We start from the raw sequence: 17,811 nt of genomic DNA on the forward strand, positions 1-17,811 counted from the left end.
GATGCGGGGAACCTACCCCTTCGGGAGCGTCGGGGTGGATGACGCAGCCCGCACGCCGGCCATGAACCGCTGCACGTCGGGATCGACACGGATGTCGCTCGGCCGGAGCGGCCGCGACAGGTACAGCCCGTCGAGCGAGGTCAGCCGTGACAGCGCGACGTAGGTCTGACCGGGCGCGAAGGCACCCGAGCCGAGGTCGATGACGGCGCGGTCGTAGGTCTTGCCCTGCGACTTGTGGATCGTGACGGCCCACGCGAGACGCAGCGGAAACTGAGTGAACTCCGCGACGATGTCGCGCGTCAGCTTCTTGGATCCCGCGTTGTACGAATAGCGGTACTTCTCCCAGACCGCAGGCTCCACGTCGAACTCCTCGCCGTCGACCTCGACACGCACGCTCTCGCCGGCGATCCGCGTTACCGTGCCGATCGTGCCGTTCACCCAGCGAGGGGGCTCGCCGAAGCCCTGAGTGTCGTTGCGCAGGAACATCACCTGTGCGCCGACCTTGAGCTTGAGCTCGGAATCGGCCGGGTACCCGGCTTCTCCCCGCCCGAAATCGCCGGTGATCTCGGCGTGCGCGGTCTGCTCGCGGCCGACCAGCTCGTCGAGGTGGCGACGGTTGATGTTGTTGACGATGTCGTTGCGCGTCGCGAGGGTGATGATCGGATGCTCGCCGTCGGCGGGGTCGGGAGGGGTGCGCGCACCCGTGTCATTGAGGATCTGGGCGATGTCGGCGGTCACGCGTCCGTACCGGACCGCATTGAGCATCGCTTTGAAGGCGGGGTCGGCTTGACGGTGGATGTCGACGAGCTCGCGGATGTTGAGCTCGGCTCCGTACGAGCCCACGTCGAGGATGCCGTCGCTCGCGGCCTCGCCGACCCACACCTTCGCGTCGAAGAACCAGAACGAGCGGTAGTGGTCGCGGACGTAGCGCATCTCGTCGCCGCGGGGCGGCACCGGGGCCAGCTGGTACGGGTCGCCGAACATCACGATCTGCGTGCCGCCGAACGGCTCGGAGCGCCGGCCGCGGGCCTGCCGCAGGGCGCGGTCCATGGCATCCATGAGGTCGGCGTTGACCATCGAGATCTCGTCGATCACGAGGGTGTCGATCGCGTTGAGCAGTTTGCGCGTCGCATCGGACTGGGCTTCGTCGGACGCGCCGATCAGGCCGATCGGAAGCTTGAACAGCGAATGGATCGTCTGCCCGTCGACGTTGAGCGCCGCGACCCCCGTGGGCGCGCACACCGCGATCTGCTTCTCCGTGTTCCACGCGAGATGCTGCAGGAGAGTCGACTTGCCCGTTCCCGCGCGCCCGGTGACGAACACGTGCTCACGCGTGTCTTCGATGAGCCGGAACAGCGCCTCTTGCTCGGCCGACAGCGCGGGCGCGGCAGACGGAGGTGGCATGGTCACTGCTTCATGTTAACGAGCGGATGCCGCCGCCCGGTCGCCCGCGCCGCGATCGGTGGACACCTGGGCGATGTCGTCGTATTGCACAGGTTACGCATCCACAGGGGGCTCTCGGGCGGCTCTTCCTAGACTGGGCGGGTGGATCAGGGGGCTGTGGACACGGAGCACGGGCGCGCGACAGCGCCTCCGAACGGTCCGGCGACCCCCGCGCAGCCCACCACAGCCACGCTCATCCAGCCACCGCGCAGGCCGCGGCGACGCGCCGGACTCGTCGTGGACCTCACCCTGCTGGGCGTGGTGGGAGCGTTGCTCATCGCCGCCGCGGCCGCCGCGACCGGAGTGATCCAGCGCGAGTTCTACAGCCCGACCGCGTTCGTCGAGCGCTACCTCGGGCTCCTCGCCGACGGCAATGCGGCGGACGCGCTGATGCTGCCGGGCGTCACGGTCAGCTCCGCCCAGCTCGAGGCGGCTGGGCTCCCCGCGACCGCGTCCGAGGCGCTGCTGCGCAGCGCCGCCCTCGCGCCGCTCACCGACGTGCGCGTGGTGTCGGAAGAAGTGGACGGCGATATCACGCGCGTCACCGTCGCATACGACGCCCGCGGGTACGACGGCACCACGACCTTCGATGTCGAGCGCGACGGCGCGATCGGCCTCGCACCGACCTGGCGCTTCGCGACGAGCCCGCTCGCCGTGATGAACCTCACGGTCGAGGGTTCGATGTCGTTCGACGTCAACGGATTCACCGTCGACAAGCGACAGGTGTCCGTCGACGGAGTAGATGCCGATCCGCTGGCGCCCGTACCGCTGCTGGTCTTCTCACCCGGCCTCTACTCCGTCTCGGTCGACACGCCGATCGCGGGCACCCCGGGTGTCGCGGTGCTGTCGGACAGCCCGTTCCACACCATCCCCATCGAGGTGCAGGCCGAGGCGACCGACGAGTTCGTGCGAGTCGTCCAGCAGGAGGTCGAGAAGTTCCTCACCGCGTGCGCGACGCAAGAGGTGCTGCAGCCGACCGCGTGCCCGTTCGGCTACGTCGTCCAGGACCGCATCGCCTCGGTGCCGAAGTGGTCGATCGTTCAGCAGCCGACCATCGCGGTCGCACCCGACGGAGCGGGCTGGGGGATCCTGGCCGCCGAAGCCGTCGCTCACATCGAGGTCGACATCCGCTCTCTCTTCGACGGCCGGGTGCGCGCCGTGAGCGAGGATGTCCCGTTCATCGTGAAGGGCACCATCACGATCCTTCCCGACGGCAAGGCATCGATCCTCGTCACCGGTCCCGACACGACCTGAGCTGTCAGCCGCCGGCGCGGGCGTCCTGCTCGGCGAGGGCAGCCAGGCGCTCGTTGTAGGCCTCGAGCTCGGCATCGCCGGTGCGATCGGCGTGCCGGTCTCGACGCTTGGTCTCGCGGGCGTCGGTGCGGCTCCACTGGATCGCGACGGTGATCGCGAGGATCAGCGTCGGGATCTCGCCGATCGACCACGCGATGCCGCCGCCGGTGTACTGGTCCTCGAGCGGCGTCACGCCCCACGTGCGGCCCATCGAACCGAACCACTCGGCGACCATGAGGCCCTCCTGCATCATGATCGCGATGCCGAAGAACGCGTGCATCGCCATGATGCCGATGAGCAGCAGAAGACGCCCGGGATAGGGCAGCCGATAGGGAACCGGATCGATGCCGATCAGTGTCAGCACGAAAAGGTACCCGGTGATGAGGAAGTGCGCGGTCATCCACTCGTGCCCGAGGTGGTCGTACAGCGACCAGCGGAACAGGTCGGTGTAGTAGAAGACCCACAGCGAGCCGATGAACAGGCCCGCCGCGACGAAGGGGTTGGTGAGCACGCGCGAGACGGGCGAGTGCACGGCCCAGAGGATCCATTCGCGTCCGCCGCGTGTGCCGTCGTCACGCTTGCGGATGGCGCGGGCCGCGAGCGTGACCGGCGCGCCGGCGACGAGAAGCAGCGGGATCGCCATCGTCAGCAGCATGTGGCCGACCATGTGCATGCTGAACAGGTAGTCCTGGTAGACGTTGATCACGCCGCCGGTGACCCAGACGAGCAGCATCCAGCCCACGATCCACATGATCGTGCGATAGATCGGCCAGGCGTCGCCGCGGCGGCGCAGCCGCCACACCCCGGCGACGTAGAAGAAGACCGCGAAGCCGGCGACGATCGCCCACAGCAGGTCGATGTTCCACGCGGTCATCCAGCGTTCGAGCGTGAGCTCGGGCGGAAGGGGCGCGCCGGTGAGGCGCTCCGCCGGTGTCAGCTCGAACGCCGGCAGCGCCGAGTTGGGAGGGGGCGTTCGGGCGAGCGCGGCCGCGGCGCCGCTGGCGACGCCCATGAGCGCGAGTTCGAACGCGATCAGCGTCCAGAAGGGGCGGGATGCCTCATGGTCGCGCAGGCGGCCGATCAGGCGCGTGCGATACCACGCACCGAGCACACCCAGTGCGATGAGGGCGACGACCTTCACGATGAGGATCACGCCGTACGACGACTGCAGCGCCGACCAGTCCTGCAGGCCGATCGCCGCGCGCACCGTGCCCGAGACGGCGACCACGACGAAGGCGGCGAGCGCGATGCTCGAATATCGCGCGAGCGTCACCGCGAGCTGCTCGCGCGTCTGCAGCGGCCTGACGATCACCATCAGCAGCAGGCCGCCCAGCCAGACGGCGGCGGCGATGATGTGGAGGATGAGTGCCGTCATCGCCTCGTGGTGGAAGGCCTCTTCGCCGGAGTGGCCCTGCGTGCCCATGGGCACGAGCGACGCGGTGGCCAGCAGTGCGACGAAGAAGGTCGCGGTCCAGGACCGCACGGCGAAGGTGAGCACCGTGAGCGCGGCGCCGACCACCGTGGTGATGAGCCAGGTGCGGCCCACCTCGGTCTCGACCAGGAACCGGCCCAGCTGCGCGCCGAACTGAGGTCCCGCGTCGATCGCCGGGTTGAACGCGTCGATGAAGGTCAGAAAGCCCGTGGCGGCGGCGGCCAGGGTGAAGACGGCCGCCGAGATCGATGCGGTGTCGAGGGCGACGTCGAAGTCACGGTCGCCCGCGCGAAGGGTGAACAGCGCGGTGACGAGGGCGCCGACCATGCCGGCCGCAGAGAGATTGACGAACAGCTTCGCGATCGGAAGGCCCCAGCGGGCGATGGGTCCGGGGTCGCCGATCGCGAGCGGGGCGGCACCGCCGCCGAAGGCGAGCGCCCACACCAGCACCGCGAGCGCGGCCACGACGAGGATCACAGGCCCCGTAGCCCGCAGCGCGCGGGCGGAGTACTCTCGCCCAGATGCTCCGCGCGGCGCGTCGGCGACGCGGGGAGGGGACGTGGGGATCACTCCTCCAGCCTACGTCGGGCGAGAGGGCCTCGAACTTCGTCCGCGCACTCCGCGCGGGGCGGAACGACGAAGAGGGGGGATGCCGCGAGTCGCGGCATCCCCCCTCTGAAAAGTCTCGTCGTCAGACGCGACGGTACTTACTTGACTGCGGCCTTCAGCTTCGAACCCGCGGTGACCTTGACGCGCTTGCCGGCGGGGATCTTGATCTCTTCGCCGGTCTGGGGGTTGCGGCCCGTGCGAGCGGACGTGGCGACCTGCTCGAACGAGATCCAGCCGGGGATGGCGACCTTGCTGCCCTTGGCGACCGCCTCGGAGACGGTGGAGAAGAGGGAGTCGAGCACGCCCGACACAGCGGCCTGGCTCTGGCCGGTCGCGCTCGCGATGCTCGCGACGAGCTCGGTCTTGGTGATGGACTTGTCGGCCATTTGGTTTGTCCTCCAAAGACGACGGATCGCCGTCCTGCTAACTCGGACCGGACGACTGGCGTCCTCCGGCTGGTCGGATCGACCGCCTCGAATGTACCTGACACCGCCGACAGATCCGCGTATTTCCGCGGATTTCCCGCCGCAAAGGCGGCGTGTCGTGGGTCAGAAGTGACGAATGTGACGAATGTGACGGGATTTCGCGGTCAGCTCAACCGCGATGCGAGGCGATGACGCCGCGCGCGGTACGCGCGAATGCGGGCGCCACGCGGTCCTGACCGTCGAGGTATCCGCCCACCAGAGCGGCGTCGCGCAGCAGCACGAGCGACGCGGCGACCTCATCCGGCTCGGTGAGACCCGCCGCGGTCGCGAGGTGCTCGAGGGTGGCGCGGAACCACTCGCGATGGTCGGCGATGAGCTCGCGGACGGGGCCCTGGTCGGGGTACTCCGCGGCGGCGTTGATGAAGGGGCAGCCGCGCGTGTGGCGATCGCGGATGTCCTGCTCGATACCCGCGACCACGAGGTCCAGCAGCACATCGGGATCGTCCGACGCCTGCGCGGCCTGCGCGAACAGGGTGCGCAGGCCCTCATCCTCACCGCGCAGATAGGCGAGCACGAGGCCTTCCTTGCCCTCGAACTGCTTGTACATCGTCGCCCGCGTGACGCCTGCCGCATCGATGATGCGGTCGACGCCCACCGAGTGGATGCCTTCGTTGTAGAAGAGGTCGGTCGCCGCCTCGAGCAGTCGCTGCCGAGCGGGGGAGAGGCGTGATGCCGCAGCATCCGTCTTCGTCGTCATGAGCTGTCCTTCCGTGTCCATCGTCCCACCTTCGAAGAATTTTGAGATTTCTCGGGAATACTCTTGTGTAGATAGAACGTTCGGTCTACTATCAGATTACATCAACCGGGAACACCAGGGCCCGGAACCTGAACAGATCCACCGACACCCACCGCGACACCCACAGGAGAATGAAATGAACACCACGACCAAGACCCCCATCGTCCTCATCCACGGCCTCTGGATGACCCCCAAGAGCTGGGACACCTGGGCCGAGCGCTTCCGCGCCGCCGGCCACCAGGTCATCGTCCCGGGCTGGCCCGGAATCGATGACCGCACCGTCGAGGACATCCGCAACAATCCCGAAGCGCTGAAGGGGATCGGCCTCACGCAGATCGCCGACAACTACGAGCGGATCATCCGCGAGCTTCCCGAGAAGCCGATCATCATCGGCCACTCCTTCGGGGGAGTCCTCACCCAGATGCTCGCCGACCGCGGCCTCGGCGTCGCCTACGTCGGCGTCGCCCCCGGACAGACCGCCGGCGTCACGGCCCTCCCGCTGTCGACCCTCTGGACCGGCACGCCGATCCTCGCCAACCCCTTCGGCAAGAACGGCGCCAAGCCGCTGTCGAAGCGGCACTTCCACTTCACCTTCGGCAACGACCTCCCCCGCGAGGAGTCCGACAAGCTCTGGGAGGAGTTCGCCGTGAACTCCTACAACCGGGTCTTCTTCGAGGGCGTGCTGTCGGTTCTCAACGAGAAGGGCGGCGTCACACACGTCGACTACACCCGCACAGACCGCGCCCCGCTCCTCATCATCACCGGTGAGATCGACCACGTCGTGCCGCCGGCGATCGGCGAGGCCATCGTGAAGAAGTACCAGAAGTCGGGCAGCCCCGCCGTCGTGGACTACAAGACCTACCCGGGTCGCACCCACCGCCTGGTCAGCCAGGACGGCTGGGAAGAGATCGCCGACTACGCGCTCGAGTGGGCGACCGCTCACGCGGTGGTCGAGGCAGCGAAGTAGCCGGAGACCCCGCCGCACGCCGGCGAGGAACCACTCCGCCGTCGAGGTGCCAGGCCACGCCTGGCGTCTCGACGGTCGAGTGGTGTCTCGGCCCGTCTCCGCGGTGGGATGAAGAAGGCCCGGGGCTCGCAGGAGCCCCGGGCCTTCGCCGCGCGGTTCGGCATCCGGTGCAGAACTCCACGGTTCTCCCGCTCCCCGCCGTCGGGGACCGGCATACCGCGTTGCTGTCGTGAGATGCGTGGAGTTCTGCCGACGGAGGACCGGGACTCGTCAGGAGTGGAGCCGCCGGAGCGCAGACACGACGTCGTCATGCCAACGGCGGGCCGCTGGGAGGGCGCCCCGGAAGATCCAGGTGTCGTGCGTCACACCCTGGTAGCGCACCACACTCGCATCGACCCCGGCCGCGCGGAGCGCCGCGCCGTAGGCGTCGCCGTCGCCCCGCAACGGGTCGTACTCGGCCGTGAGGATCACGGCGGGAGGAAGATCCGCGTGCGATGCGGCGCGCAGCGGCGAGGCGTACGGCTGGCGGGCATCGGTACGATCGGCCAGGTACGTGCTCGCGACCGAGCGCAGCTCCCGCAGCGCGAGGAATCGTGGGATGCCGAGGGCCCGTGTCGCCCGCAGATCGAGGTTCGCGCCCGTGAGGTCGACCACCGGAACCTCGAGCACCTGCAGCCGCAGGGGATACCGTGCACGATCCCGGTTGGCCAGAGTGAGCGCAGCGGCGAGGTTCCCGCCGGCCGAGGTGCCGAGCACGCCGATCCGGTCGGCGTCGATTCCGAGACCCTCGGCCTCGGCGAAAAGCCACTGCAGTGCGGCGTACCCCTGCTCCACCTGGACCGGATAGCGGTGCTCGGGCGCCAGGGCGTAGTCGACCGCGACGATCGCGACGCCGGCGTCGACCGCGCGGCTGCGGTAGGCGGCATCCGTAGTCGGGTAGTCGATCCCGCCGATGCGGAACGCGCCTCCGAAGAACGCGAGCACCGCGGGCACGGGCTCGGCGCCCGCGTCGGCCGGGTGATAGACCCGAACGCGGACGGCGGGATGCCCGGGCACGGCCACCCGATGCTCGGCGACGCGGATGTCGGGCCCCGGCGTGCCGACAGCGCGCAGCTCCGTGCGGTCCCACGCGAGCGCGGCGCGCCGATGCCGGGCCCGCGCGCGGGCGTGCGGGCCTGGGCGCGTGGAGGACGGGTCCTTCGCCGACGGGTCGTTCGCGGATCGGTCCTTCGCCGACGGGTCCTTCGCCGACGGGTCCTTCGCCGACGAGTCCTTCGCGGACGAGGCCTTCGCGGACCGGTCCTTCGCCGATCGGTCCTTCGCGGACGGGTCCTTCGCGGACCGGTCCTTCGCCGATCGGTCCTTCGCCGACGGGTCCTTCGCGGACGAGGCCTTCGCCGACGGGTCCTCCGCCGACGAGGCCTTCGCCGACGGGTCCTCCGCCGACGAGGCCTTCGCCGACGAGGCCTTCGCAGACCGGTCCTTCGCCGACGAGGCCTTCGCAGACCGGTCCTTCGCGGACGAGGCCTTCGCGGATCTGTCCTTCGCAGACGAGGCGTTCGGGGACGGGTCCCGTCCCGCGGCCGGTCCCGCGGCGGGGGCGGTGCTCTGCCCGAACGGCCAGAGCGATCTCACTCTCGAACGCGCCGTGCCCAACGCCTGGTCGAACAAGTACTTTCGGTGCACCCGCAGGCGCTCCTCGAAGAACGGGTCCAACGGCATCCGATCACCCCCGATTCGCTCTTCGAGTTTACGGAGCACGCCCGCGCGTATCGCGTATCGCGTATCGCGAATCGAGTGCTGCACTTTCCTGCGAGTGCGGCGTCGCGCGACGCCGCACTCGCAGGAAAGTGCAGCATCCGCTCGGCGAACAGGTGGGCAGGCCGCGCGACGGGCAGCCGAGGTGCGCCGGGAACGGCGAAGGGCCCGGAGTTCCGAGGAACTCCGGGCCCTTCAGTGCTGTGTGGTGCTTACCAGCTCGACTTGGTCACGCCGGGCAGCTCGCCACGGTGTGCCATGTCACGGAAGCGGACACGCGAGATGCCGAACTTCGTGAGGACACCGCGGGGGCGGCCGTCGATGACGTCGCGCGAGCGGACGCGCACGGGCGATGCGTTGCGGGGCAGCTTCTGCAGACCGAGGCGAGCGGCTTCGCGCTCCTCGTCGGTCGACGTCGGCGACACGAGCGCCTTCTTCAGCTCGGCGCGCTTGGCGGCGTAGCGGTCGACGACCACCTTGCGCTGCTCGTTGCGCGCGATCTTGCTCTTCTTAGCCATGGATCAGCGCTCCTCTCGGAATTCGACGTGCTTGCGGATGACCGGGTCGTACTTCTTGAGCACGATGCGGTCGGGGTTGTTGCGACGGTTCTTGCGCGTCACGTAGGTGTACCCCGTGCCGGCGGTCGAACGCAGCTTGATGATCGGACGTACGTCCTGAGCCTTCTTCGCCATTAGAGCTTCACACCCTTCGCGAGGAGGTCCTTGACGACGGACTCGATGCCACGAACGTCAATGACCTTGATGCCCTTGGCCGAGACGTTCAGCTTGATGCTGCGACCCAGCGACGGAACGAAGTAGGTCTTCTTCTGCACGTTCGGGTCGAAGCGGCGCTTCGTCCGGCGGTGCGAGTGCGAGATTGCGTGACCGAAGCCGGGAACTGCTCCAGTCACCTGGCACACTGCTGCCATAGTGATGTCTCCTTAGTACCGTGAGGCCGGACGGCCCCACCCAAGATCCCTTGTCTGTCCCCCTCGACAAGCTCATCGACCGGAATGAACCGGCTGTGAGTTGAGGAAGGGGGCGAACTGCGTGCTGGAGTGCGCGCAGACAAAGAGTCAGTCTAGCACGGGGGCTCGATACGCTCGTTCCTCTCCTCGACCGGCGGGGTCTGCGCTGCGGTCTGCGCTGCGGTCTGCGCTGCGGTCTGCGCTCCGCGCCCCCAGCGGAAGGCCGATACCGTCGGGTCGCCCGGGATCCAGAAGCGCCACGGGAAGGCCGCGGTTCCGGCGACTCCCGCGACGCCGACACGCGGACCCGCGGCCACGTCCGGCAGCGGATCGACGCGCAGCTCGAGTCGGGCGACCGCACCGTGCCACGGGGCGCCCGTGACCGCGTCGATGCCGTCGTGAAGCGGATGCCGCAGCCCCACTGCATCGCCGAGCCTGCCCGGCCCGCGCGCGAGGTCGCGCATCGCGCGGGCCGCCGGTCGGCGCCGGGCCGCGGCATCCGTCCCGCTCACGATCTCGCCCGCCCGCAGCAGCACACCGCCGGCGACACCTTCCGGACCGCACACGACGTTGACGCACGAATGGATGCCGTGGCTCAAGTACACGTAGAGATGGCCCGGCTCGCCCCACATGGTGGCGTTGCGCGCCGTCGGGCCCATGCGGGCGTGCGACCCGGGATCGGCCATGGGCCCGGTGCCGCGCCCGTGGTACGCCTCGACCTCGGTGAGCCGCACCGCGACCGTATCGCCGCCGACCACCGTGGTCAGAATCGCCCCGAGCAGGCGGGGTGCGACGTCGGCGGGGAGCCCGGCGAGATCGCTCCGGCGCGCACGCGCGAAGAGGGGTCCGGACATGCCGGGAGTCTACGCACCGGCGCGTCACCCCGAGAGGGCGATGGCGCGCCCGCGCGCGAGCGCTAACCTTCGCTCATGAAGCGCTGGTTCGTCCTGATCATTCTCGGGGTCTCGCAGTTCGTGATGGTGCTGGACAGCACTGTGATGAACGTCTCGATCTCGACGGTGGCCGCCGACCTCGGCACCGACATCTCGGGCATGCAGGCCGCCATCACGTTCTACGCGCTGACCATGGCGGCATTCATGCTGACCGGTGGCAAGCTCGGCGACAAGTGGGGGCGCAGCAGGGCCTTCCGGATCGGGTCGGTCGTCTACGGAATCGGCTCGCTCACGACCGCGCTCGCTCCGAATCTCACGATCCTGCTGTTCGGCTGGTCCCTCGTCGAAGGACTCGGTGCGGTGCTCGTCATTCCGGCGATCGCCGCCCTCGCGGCCATCAACTACACGGGGCGCGACCGCGTCATCGCATTCTCGGCGCTCGGTGCGATCACCGGATTCGCCGCGGCCGCCGGGCCGCTCATCGGCGGGCTGATGACGACGTATGCGTCGTGGCGCTACGTGTTCGTCGGCGAAGCGGTCGTGATGGCACTCGTACTCATCGTCTCGGGACGCATCAAGGACCTGCCCGGCGACAAGACGCTCCGCATCGACCTGCTGAGCGTCGTGCTGTCGGCGAGCGGGATGGCGATCCTCGTGTTCGGCGTGCTGCAGAGCAAGACCTGGGGCTGGCTCGTACCGCTGAATCCACCCGAGATCGGCGGCACCACCATCGCCCCCTTCGGCATCTCGCCGGTGGCGTACCTGATCCTGCTGGCCTTCGTGGTGCTGTGGTGGTTCGTCCGCCGCCAGCAGCAGCTCGAGGACGCCGGCCGCGTGCCGCTGCTGAAGGTGAGCATGCTGCGCATCCCGGCGCTGCGCAGTGGACTCACGATGTTCATGGCGCAGTACTTCGCGATCGCGGCGCTGTTCTTCGTGGTGCCGGTGTATCTGCAGACGATCCTCGGCTACGACGCACTGCAGACCGGACTGAAGATCCTGCCACTGTCGCTCGGACTGATCCTCCTGTCGGTCGTCGGCTCCCGCCTGTCGACCGTGCGCTCGGCGCGCAACGTCGCGCGCATCGGACAATTCACGCTCGGCATCGGCCTGCTGCTCGTGTTCGTCGCCGTGCAGCCCGATCTCAGCGACTGGATCTTCGCGATCGGGATGTTCGTGGTCGGGGCCGGGTTCGGCCTGCTCGCCTCCCAGCTCGGCAACGTCAACATGTCGGCGGTGTCGAAGGACGACACCTCCGAGGTCGGCGGACTGCAGGGAACGTTCCAGAACCTCGGCTCATCGTTCGGCACGGCGATCGTCGGATCGATGTTCATCCTCCTGCTCACGTCCGGCTTCAGCACCGCCGTCCAGTCCAGTGAGGCGATTCCCGACGACGTCAAGCAGCAGGTCGCCGAGGCGACCTCGGTCGGCGCGCCGATCATCTCGCGCGCTCAGGCCGAGACGGCGCTCCTCGATGCGGGGGTCGCCCCCGACGCCGCCGACGAGATCGCCACCCTCTATGCGGACGAGCAGCTCGGAGCGCTCCGGCAGGCGCTGTTCCTCGTCTTCGCGCTCACGCTGATCGCGATCGTGCTGGCGCGGGGTCTGCCCGCCACGATCCCGGTGCCGGTGGCGGGGGGCAAGAACGACGCGTCCGGCCCGGAGGATCAGCCCGACGGCACCTGACACCACGAGATCGCCGAGCCGTTGAGCGCGACCACGGGGGTGCCGTCCGCGATCTCGAGGATCCGGGTCTCGGGCCGCTGGGGCAGGGGCTGCTGGTACAAGTCGTAGGGATTCGACACGGCATCGGGCGCAACGAGCACCGCGACGTAGCGGGCACTGGGCGACACACAGACCTGCAGCACGGCATCCGTGTCGGCGATCTCGGTGAGGATGCGCGTCGTGCCGTCCGCCGCCACCGACGCCACCGACGTCCGCCCCGTCGGCAGCCCGTCCTCGAGCACTGCGGCGGTGCGGACCGTCGAGCCGTCGGGCAGGGGCGTCACCGAGCTCGCCCTACCGAGATCGATGTCGGGCGCGACGAGGGGCTGCTCGCTCGCATCGGTGAGGTCGATGACCGACGTCTCTTCGAGGCGATCGACCACCGCTTCGGCCGATCCCCGCGCGATGCCGTCGATCTTCATGGCTGCACCCAGGGCGGTCGCGCCCACGCCGTCGGAGGCGGTCAGCAGCAGCGATCCGTCGAAGGAGAGCAGCAGGATGCTGTCGGTATCGGGCACGAACCGCCACTCGGCCACGCGCGGGTCGGCACCCTCGACGGCGACCTCCACCGGGTCGGCGTCGGGATCCTTGAGCGATGCCGTATAGAGCCGGCTCTCGCGGCCGGAGTCGGCGGTCAGCGCCGCGTCCGAGAAGGTGTACCCGACCAGCTCGCCGCGGTCCGCGCTCTGCAGCGTCGAGACGAAGCCGTCGCCGGGCAGCGGCAGCTCCTGGGCGTTCTCGCCGTCGAGGTCGGTCACGATCAGCCCCGCCTGGTCGTCGTCGGTGCGCACCGACACCACGAGATGGGCCGAGGTCGCGCGGAAGTCCTCGATATGCGCGTGCGTGAACACGGGCACCGCGTTCTGGCCGGCGAGGTCGGTGCGGTAGATCAGGTCGCCGTCCGCGCGGCCGCGCTGCAGCAGGAAGACCTCCGCGGCGGGAGTCTGGAACGTCTCGGTGATCGTCGAGGTCGGGCCACCGCCGAGCGAGGCGACATCGTCGATCCGGACGGTGTACGCGGTGTCGTCCCACAGCGGCAGCGTGAAGCGGATTCCGATGCTCCGGCCCGCCGTGTCGACCTGGAACGGCGTGGCCGGGGTGACCGTGATGTGCGAGGCGTCGACCTCGGCGAGCGACTGCGAGGTGGTGACGATGAGGCGGGAGCCGGATGCCGCGACCGCCGCCGCCGGATCGACCGAGACATCCGTCACCCGAGGCCCCTGCGCGACGCCGGCGGCGGCGCCCGCGAGGCCGACGGCCGCGAGCACGCCGACGATCGCGAGGAACGACAGCACGAACGCGCGGCCGCGGCGGTGCCGGGCGAGCGCGCGACGCGTGCCCGGCTCAGTACTCATACGGATCCTCTGGCTCGGGGATCTCTTCGATCGATGCCGCGTCGATCTCGAGCCGCCCGTCGGATGTCGAGCGCACCGTGCCCGTGACGGTCACCCACTGACCCGTCTCAGGCGGGGGCGCGGCGCCGATCACCGGCACGCTCGCGGGCTGGGCGTCGATCACGCAGTGCGTGATCACGAGGCGGGTGAGGTCGAAGTCGCCGTCCTCGCCCGGTGTCACGAAGCCTGTCAGCTCGACCGCGTCGCCGTCGAACGCGTCGGGGTTCGTCGCGGTGGCGAACGCGGTCGCCCATTCGCCGACCCCGAACGACGCCGTGTCTCCGGTCGCGGCGAGCTGGATGGTGTCGGCTCCGCCGAAGAGCGGGGTCGCCCCGACGTCGCGCGACATCGCCAGTTCGGCGGAGAGCGAGGCCGGCGGCAGCACCAGCGTGAGCACCACGACGCCGGATGCCGCCGCCCCGCCGAGCACGGTGGCGACGACCGCGGCGGGGTGCCGCACGTGATCGTGCGCCTCGGAGCGCCCGGCCTCGTTCGGCGCCGGCTCCTCGGAATCGCCGGCCGTTCGCGCATTCTGGGCCGGCCGCCGCGACGGTGGAGCGGGTGTGAGGAGTTGATGCTCGGCATCCGACTCCTCGGGCCCGGCGGCGGCGTCACCGTGGTCGTGTCCGTGGTCTGCCTCGGCACCGAGCGGCAGCGCGAACGATGCGACGGCTCCGACGAGGATGAGCACCGCCATCGACACCGCGAACCACGTCGAATCCGGATTGATGTACAGGCTGATGCGCCCCGTGACGGCCAGCGAGATCGTGACCACCGCGAGGATCGCGGCGAGCCCGACGCCCAGCCACCGCGTGCCCACCCACTCGGCCCTACGCAAGGAGGTTCACCACCGTCCCGATCGCGAACGCCGAGAGCACGACCACCACGACGATGCCGCCGAGCGTGCGCCACGTGAATGTGGTGCGCATGAGCGCGAGCATCTTGACGTCGACGAGCGGCCCGACCAGCAGGAACGCGACGATGGAGCCGGGGGTGAAGGTCGAGGCGAAGGACAGCGCGAAGAACGCGTCGACGTTGGAGCAGATCGAGACGACCATCGCGAGCGCCATCATCGCGACGATCGACAGCGCCGGATTCGACCCGATCGCCACGAGCGCCTCGCGGGGGATGAGCACCTGCACAGCCCCGGCGAGGGCCGAGCCGATGACGAGGGCGGGCATGACCGCGCGCAGCTCGACGACGAACTGCGCCAGCGTGCGCCGCCACTTGCCGCCCGGCTCGTGCACGACGAGGTCGCAGGTCTCGCGGAAGCGATCGGTGAGCAGGGCATCCGGGTCGGGGTGCCGGCTGTACAGCCATCCGATCAGGTTCGCGATCAGATAGCCGCCGACGATGCGGGCGATCAGGATGCCGTCGCTCCAGCCGAACGCCTGGTGCGTCGTGATGATCACGATCGGGTTGACGATGGGCGCCGCAATGAGGAAGGTGAGCGTCTCGGGCACCGAGAATCCGCGCATCAGCAGGCCTCGCGCGAACGGCACGTTGCCGCACTCGCAGACCGGAACGATCATGCCGAGCAGCGACAGCACCGCGCGACGCGCCCACGCGCGGCGCGGCATCCATCGTTCTATGACACCCGGCGGCACCCACACCTGCACGACGATCGACAGCACCACGCCGAGCGCGACGAACGGCAACGACTCGATGAGCACGCTGATCGCAAGCGTGAGCCCATCTTGCGCGCGGGTGGGCAGGGATGCCGGGAACAGCTGCGGTGCGAGCCAGTCGACGACGAAGAGACCGGCGACGATCACGACCCCGATGCCGACCCAGACGAGCGCGCGGGCCTGGGAAGACGGGACGCCCGGCGTCATCGCGCCGTGGCCATGGCCCGTCGAGCGGCGGCGGGACGCCGGAGCCGTTCCCGGTCCCTGCGTCTGCCGATGGGCGGGATCAGTCCGCGTCACGCTCTTCGTCCCGGGTCTTCGCACACGACGCGCAGAGCCCGAAGATGTCGACGATGTGCTCGGCGTCGCGGAACCCGTGTCGCTCGGCGGTGCGCTTGGCCCACTGCTCGACGTCGGTCGCCTCGATCTCGACCGTCAGCCCGCAGGAGCGGCAGATCAGGTGGTGGTGGTGGCCCGTGCTCGTGCAGGCGCGATAGAGCGCCTCGCCCTCGGGGCTCTGCAGCGAATCGGCGTCGCCCTGGGCGGCGAGCCCGGCGAGCGCGCGGTACACGGTCGCCAGACCGATGCCGGTGTTCTCGTCGCGGAGGGTGGCGTGCAGCGACTGCGCGCTCACGAATCCACGGGCATCCGAGAGCGCTTCGCGCACGCGTTCGCGCTGCCACGTATTGCGCTGGACCATGGCCGGAAGTCTACCGGCGGGCCCTGAGGGTCGCCCGGGCGCGGCATCCGCTCGCCGAAAGTGCACGAACGGCTGTCCACGCGCATCCGAAACCGCAACACGCGCACTCTCGGCGCTCATGGCCGCCGTCACGCCGCGTGGGCACGGGTCACCCGCCCCCGCCGTGCGCCGATGCCGCGGCACACCAGGTAGATGACGAACGAGATCGTCGTGATGTACGGGCTCACGGGGAGGGTACCCATGATCGCGAGCAGGATGCCGCCCACGGCAGACACGAAGCCGAACAGAGCCGACAGCAGCGGCACCGACAGCGGTCCCGACGCGACGCGCACCGCTGCGGCGGCCGGCGTGACCAGGAGCGCCATCACCAGCAGCGCGCCGATGATGTGCACCGCGACGGCGACGATGAGACCGAGCAGCAGCATGAATCCGAGCGACACCACGGTCGTGGGCACGCCGCGTGCCGCCGCGGACTGCGGGTCGAGCGAGTCGAACCGCAACGGGCGCCAGATGAGCAGCAGACCCAGCAGCACTACGGCGCCGATGCCGATGAGCCAGCCGAGCTGCCCCGACTGCACCGACACGATCTGCCCGGTGAGCAGGCTGAACCGATTGGCGCTGCGGCCGTCGTACAGCGAGAGGAAGAGGATGCCCAGGCCGAGACCGAACGGCATGAGCACGCCGATGATCGAGTTGCGGTCGCGTGCCCGCGCGCCGAGCCAGCCGATGATCGCGGCGGCGACGAGCGATCCGACGATCGATCCCGTGACGACGTCCACGCCGATCAACAGCGCTGCGGCGGCACCCGCGAACGACAGCTCGCTGATGCCGTGCACGGCGAACGCCATGTCGCGCTGGATCACGAAGACGCCGATGAGTCCCCCGACGAGGCCCAGCACGGCGCCGGCCCACACCGAGTTCGACACGAGCGCGAGGATGTCGCCGTAGTACGGCAGACCGCCGAACATCGCGTCGGCGACGTCGTCCCAGTTCATGCGTGGTCCTCGTCGTGGTGGTGATGGGATGCCTCGGCGTCGGGCGCGCCGACCACCACCAGGCGATCGCCCGCCCGCAGCACGAACACGTGGGCTCCGTACAGGTCGGTGAGCACGCGGGAGTTGAGCACCTCGGAGGGCGTGCCGAGGGTGAAGCGCCCGTTCGCGATGTACAGGATGCGATCGACCTTGCCCAGCACCGGGTTGATGTCGTGGGTGACGAGCAGGACGGCGGCGTCCTTGTCGCGGCGGTGCCGGTCGATGAGGCCGATGACGGCCTGCTGGTTGGCGAGGTCGAGGCTGGTGAGCGGCTCGTCGCAGAGCAGCAGCCGGGGATCGTCCGCGAGGGCCTGTCCTGCGCGCAGCCGCTGCTGCTCGCCGCCCGAGAGCTCGCCCACCGGCCGGTCCGCGAAGTCGCGTGCACCGACGGCGTCGATCAGCGCATCGACGCGGGCACGGTCACCGCGGCGGGGGAAGGGCAGCCCGAAGCGGTGCCCGTCCACGCCCAGGGTGACGAGGTCGCGGCCGCGCAGTGAGGTGTCGCGCGGCAGCGGCCGTGCCTGCGGAATGTAGCCGATGGTGCGGTTGCCCCGGCCATGCACGTCGTGGCCGCTCACCGCGATCGTGCCGCTCGAGAGCGGTTCGAGCCCGAGGATCGCGCGCAGCAGCGTCGTCTTGCCCGAACCGCTCGGGCCGAGCACGGCGATCAGCTCGCCGGCATGCACGTCGAGGTTCAGCCCCGACCACAGCTCCCGTTCGCCGCGCCGGAGCGCGGCATCCCTGATCGTG

The 17,811-nt window shown here is 69.6% G+C and carries 18 protein-coding genes; 3 read left to right on the forward strand and 15 right to left on the reverse strand.

Going from position 1 to position 17,811, the window contains the following annotated elements; translation table 11 throughout:
* Positions 1-12: 12 nt before the first annotated feature.
* A complete protein-coding gene (locus KEC57_RS11015; protein ID WP_229384930.1) occupies positions 13-1,404 on the reverse strand; it encodes an ATP-dependent DNA helicase in 1,392 nt (463 codons plus the stop codon).
* A gap of 141 nt (positions 1,405-1,545) precedes the next feature.
* Between KEC57_RS11015 and KEC57_RS11020 the strand changes: the two genes are divergently transcribed.
* The gene (locus KEC57_RS11020; RefSeq protein WP_372457024.1) at positions 1,546-2,697 is read left to right on the forward strand and encodes a hypothetical protein; all 1,152 of its coding nucleotides are present in this window, start codon (positions 1,546-1,548) and stop codon (positions 2,695-2,697) included.
* A gap of 4 nt (positions 2,698-2,701) precedes the next feature.
* Here KEC57_RS11020 and KEC57_RS11025 read toward each other — a convergent pair whose 3' ends face one another.
* The 3 genes from KEC57_RS11025 to KEC57_RS11035 form a co-directional block, all read right to left on the reverse strand.
* Positions 2,702-4,645 carry a bifunctional copper resistance protein CopD/cytochrome c oxidase assembly protein gene (locus KEC57_RS11025; RefSeq protein ID WP_229384932.1) on the reverse strand — a complete coding sequence of 648 codons (1,944 nt, stop codon included), beginning with the start codon at positions 4,643-4,645 and terminating at the stop codon, positions 2,702-2,704.
* Between the two features lie 230 nt (positions 4,646-4,875).
* Positions 4,876-5,163 (reverse strand): HU family DNA-binding protein, encoded by a 288-nt coding sequence (locus KEC57_RS11030; RefSeq protein WP_229384669.1) that lies wholly within the window; start codon positions 5,161-5,163, stop codon positions 4,876-4,878.
* 208 nt (positions 5,164-5,371) lie between these two features.
* On the reverse strand, positions 5,372-5,980 hold the full coding sequence (locus KEC57_RS11035) for a TetR/AcrR family transcriptional regulator (RefSeq protein ID WP_229384670.1): 609 nt from the start codon (positions 5,978-5,980) through the stop codon (positions 5,372-5,374).
* Between the two features lie 154 nt (positions 5,981-6,134).
* Here KEC57_RS11035 and KEC57_RS11040 point away from each other — a divergent pair, with 154 nt between their 5' ends.
* Complete coding sequence (locus tag KEC57_RS11040) at positions 6,135-6,965, forward strand: alpha/beta hydrolase (RefSeq protein WP_229384671.1); 831 nt, start codon at positions 6,135-6,137, stop codon at positions 6,963-6,965.
* A gap of 270 nt (positions 6,966-7,235) precedes the next feature.
* Here the strand turns inward: KEC57_RS11040 and KEC57_RS11045 are convergent, their stop codons facing one another.
* The 5 genes from KEC57_RS11045 to KEC57_RS11065 all read right to left on the reverse strand — a co-directional run bounded on the left by KEC57_RS11045 (position 7,236) and on the right by KEC57_RS11065 (position 10,544).
* A complete protein-coding gene (locus KEC57_RS11045) occupies positions 7,236-8,687 on the reverse strand; it encodes an alpha/beta hydrolase fold domain-containing protein (RefSeq protein WP_229384672.1) in 1,452 nt (483 codons plus the stop codon).
* 248 nt (positions 8,688-8,935) lie between these two features.
* On the reverse strand, positions 8,936-9,241 hold the full coding sequence (gene rpsN, locus KEC57_RS11050) for a 30S ribosomal protein S14 (protein WP_229384673.1): 306 nt from the start codon (positions 9,239-9,241) through the stop codon (positions 8,936-8,938).
* A gap of 3 nt (positions 9,242-9,244) precedes the next feature.
* Positions 9,245-9,415 carry a 50S ribosomal protein L33 gene (gene rpmG, locus KEC57_RS11055; RefSeq protein ID WP_005051772.1) on the reverse strand — a complete coding sequence of 57 codons (171 nt, stop codon included), beginning with the start codon at positions 9,413-9,415 and terminating at the stop codon, positions 9,245-9,247.
* Positions 9,415-9,651, reverse strand: coding sequence for a 50S ribosomal protein L28 (gene rpmB, locus KEC57_RS11060; protein WP_229384674.1), 237 nt, complete (start codon positions 9,649-9,651; stop codon positions 9,415-9,417). Before rpmB ends, rpmG begins: the two co-directional genes overlap by 1 nt.
* A gap of 152 nt (positions 9,652-9,803) precedes the next feature.
* The gene (locus KEC57_RS11065; RefSeq protein WP_229384675.1) at positions 9,804-10,544 is read right to left on the reverse strand and encodes a DNA-3-methyladenine glycosylase; all 741 of its coding nucleotides are present in this window, start codon (positions 10,542-10,544) and stop codon (positions 9,804-9,806) included.
* Between the two features lie 75 nt (positions 10,545-10,619).
* On the opposite strand from KEC57_RS11065, the gene KEC57_RS11070 reads away from it, so the two are divergent.
* Positions 10,620-12,266: an MFS transporter gene (locus tag KEC57_RS11070; RefSeq protein WP_229384676.1), complete on the forward strand. Its 1,647-nt coding sequence runs from the start codon at positions 10,620-10,622 to the stop codon at positions 12,264-12,266.
* Here the strand turns inward: KEC57_RS11070 and KEC57_RS11075 are convergent.
* From KEC57_RS11075 to KEC57_RS11100, 6 genes are all read right to left on the reverse strand, one after another.
* Positions 12,248-13,660: a hypothetical protein gene (locus KEC57_RS11075; RefSeq protein WP_229384677.1), complete on the reverse strand. Its 1,413-nt coding sequence runs from the start codon at positions 13,658-13,660 to the stop codon at positions 12,248-12,250. The genes KEC57_RS11070 and KEC57_RS11075 overlap by 19 nt on opposite strands.
* Positions 13,650-14,519 (reverse strand): TIGR03943 family putative permease subunit, encoded by an 870-nt coding sequence (locus KEC57_RS11080; RefSeq protein WP_229384678.1) that lies wholly within the window; start codon positions 14,517-14,519, stop codon positions 13,650-13,652. The genes KEC57_RS11075 and KEC57_RS11080 overlap by 11 nt, the downstream gene beginning before the upstream one ends.
* Before the next feature lie 10 nt (positions 14,520-14,529).
* Positions 14,530-15,534 (reverse strand): permease, encoded by a 1,005-nt coding sequence (locus tag KEC57_RS11085; protein ID WP_229384679.1) that lies wholly within the window; start codon positions 15,532-15,534, stop codon positions 14,530-14,532.
* A gap of 79 nt (positions 15,535-15,613) precedes the next feature.
* On the reverse strand, positions 15,614-16,027 hold the full coding sequence (locus KEC57_RS11090) for a Fur family transcriptional regulator (protein ID WP_229384680.1): 414 nt from the start codon (positions 16,025-16,027) through the stop codon (positions 15,614-15,616).
* 128 nt (positions 16,028-16,155) lie between these two features.
* The gene (locus tag KEC57_RS11095; protein ID WP_229384681.1) at positions 16,156-17,022 is read right to left on the reverse strand and encodes a metal ABC transporter permease; all 867 of its coding nucleotides are present in this window, start codon (positions 17,020-17,022) and stop codon (positions 16,156-16,158) included.
* Positions 17,019-17,807 carry a metal ABC transporter ATP-binding protein gene (locus KEC57_RS11100; RefSeq protein WP_229384933.1) on the reverse strand — a complete coding sequence of 263 codons (789 nt, stop codon included), beginning with the start codon at positions 17,805-17,807 and terminating at the stop codon, positions 17,019-17,021. Before KEC57_RS11100 ends, KEC57_RS11095 begins: the two co-directional genes overlap by 4 nt.
* Positions 17,808-17,811 lie beyond the last annotated feature (4 nt).

It is taken from the genome of Microbacterium allomyrinae (genome assembly GCF_020682705.1).
GTDB classification, from domain to species: Bacteria; Actinomycetota; Actinomycetes; order Actinomycetales; family Microbacteriaceae; genus Microbacterium; species Microbacterium allomyrinae.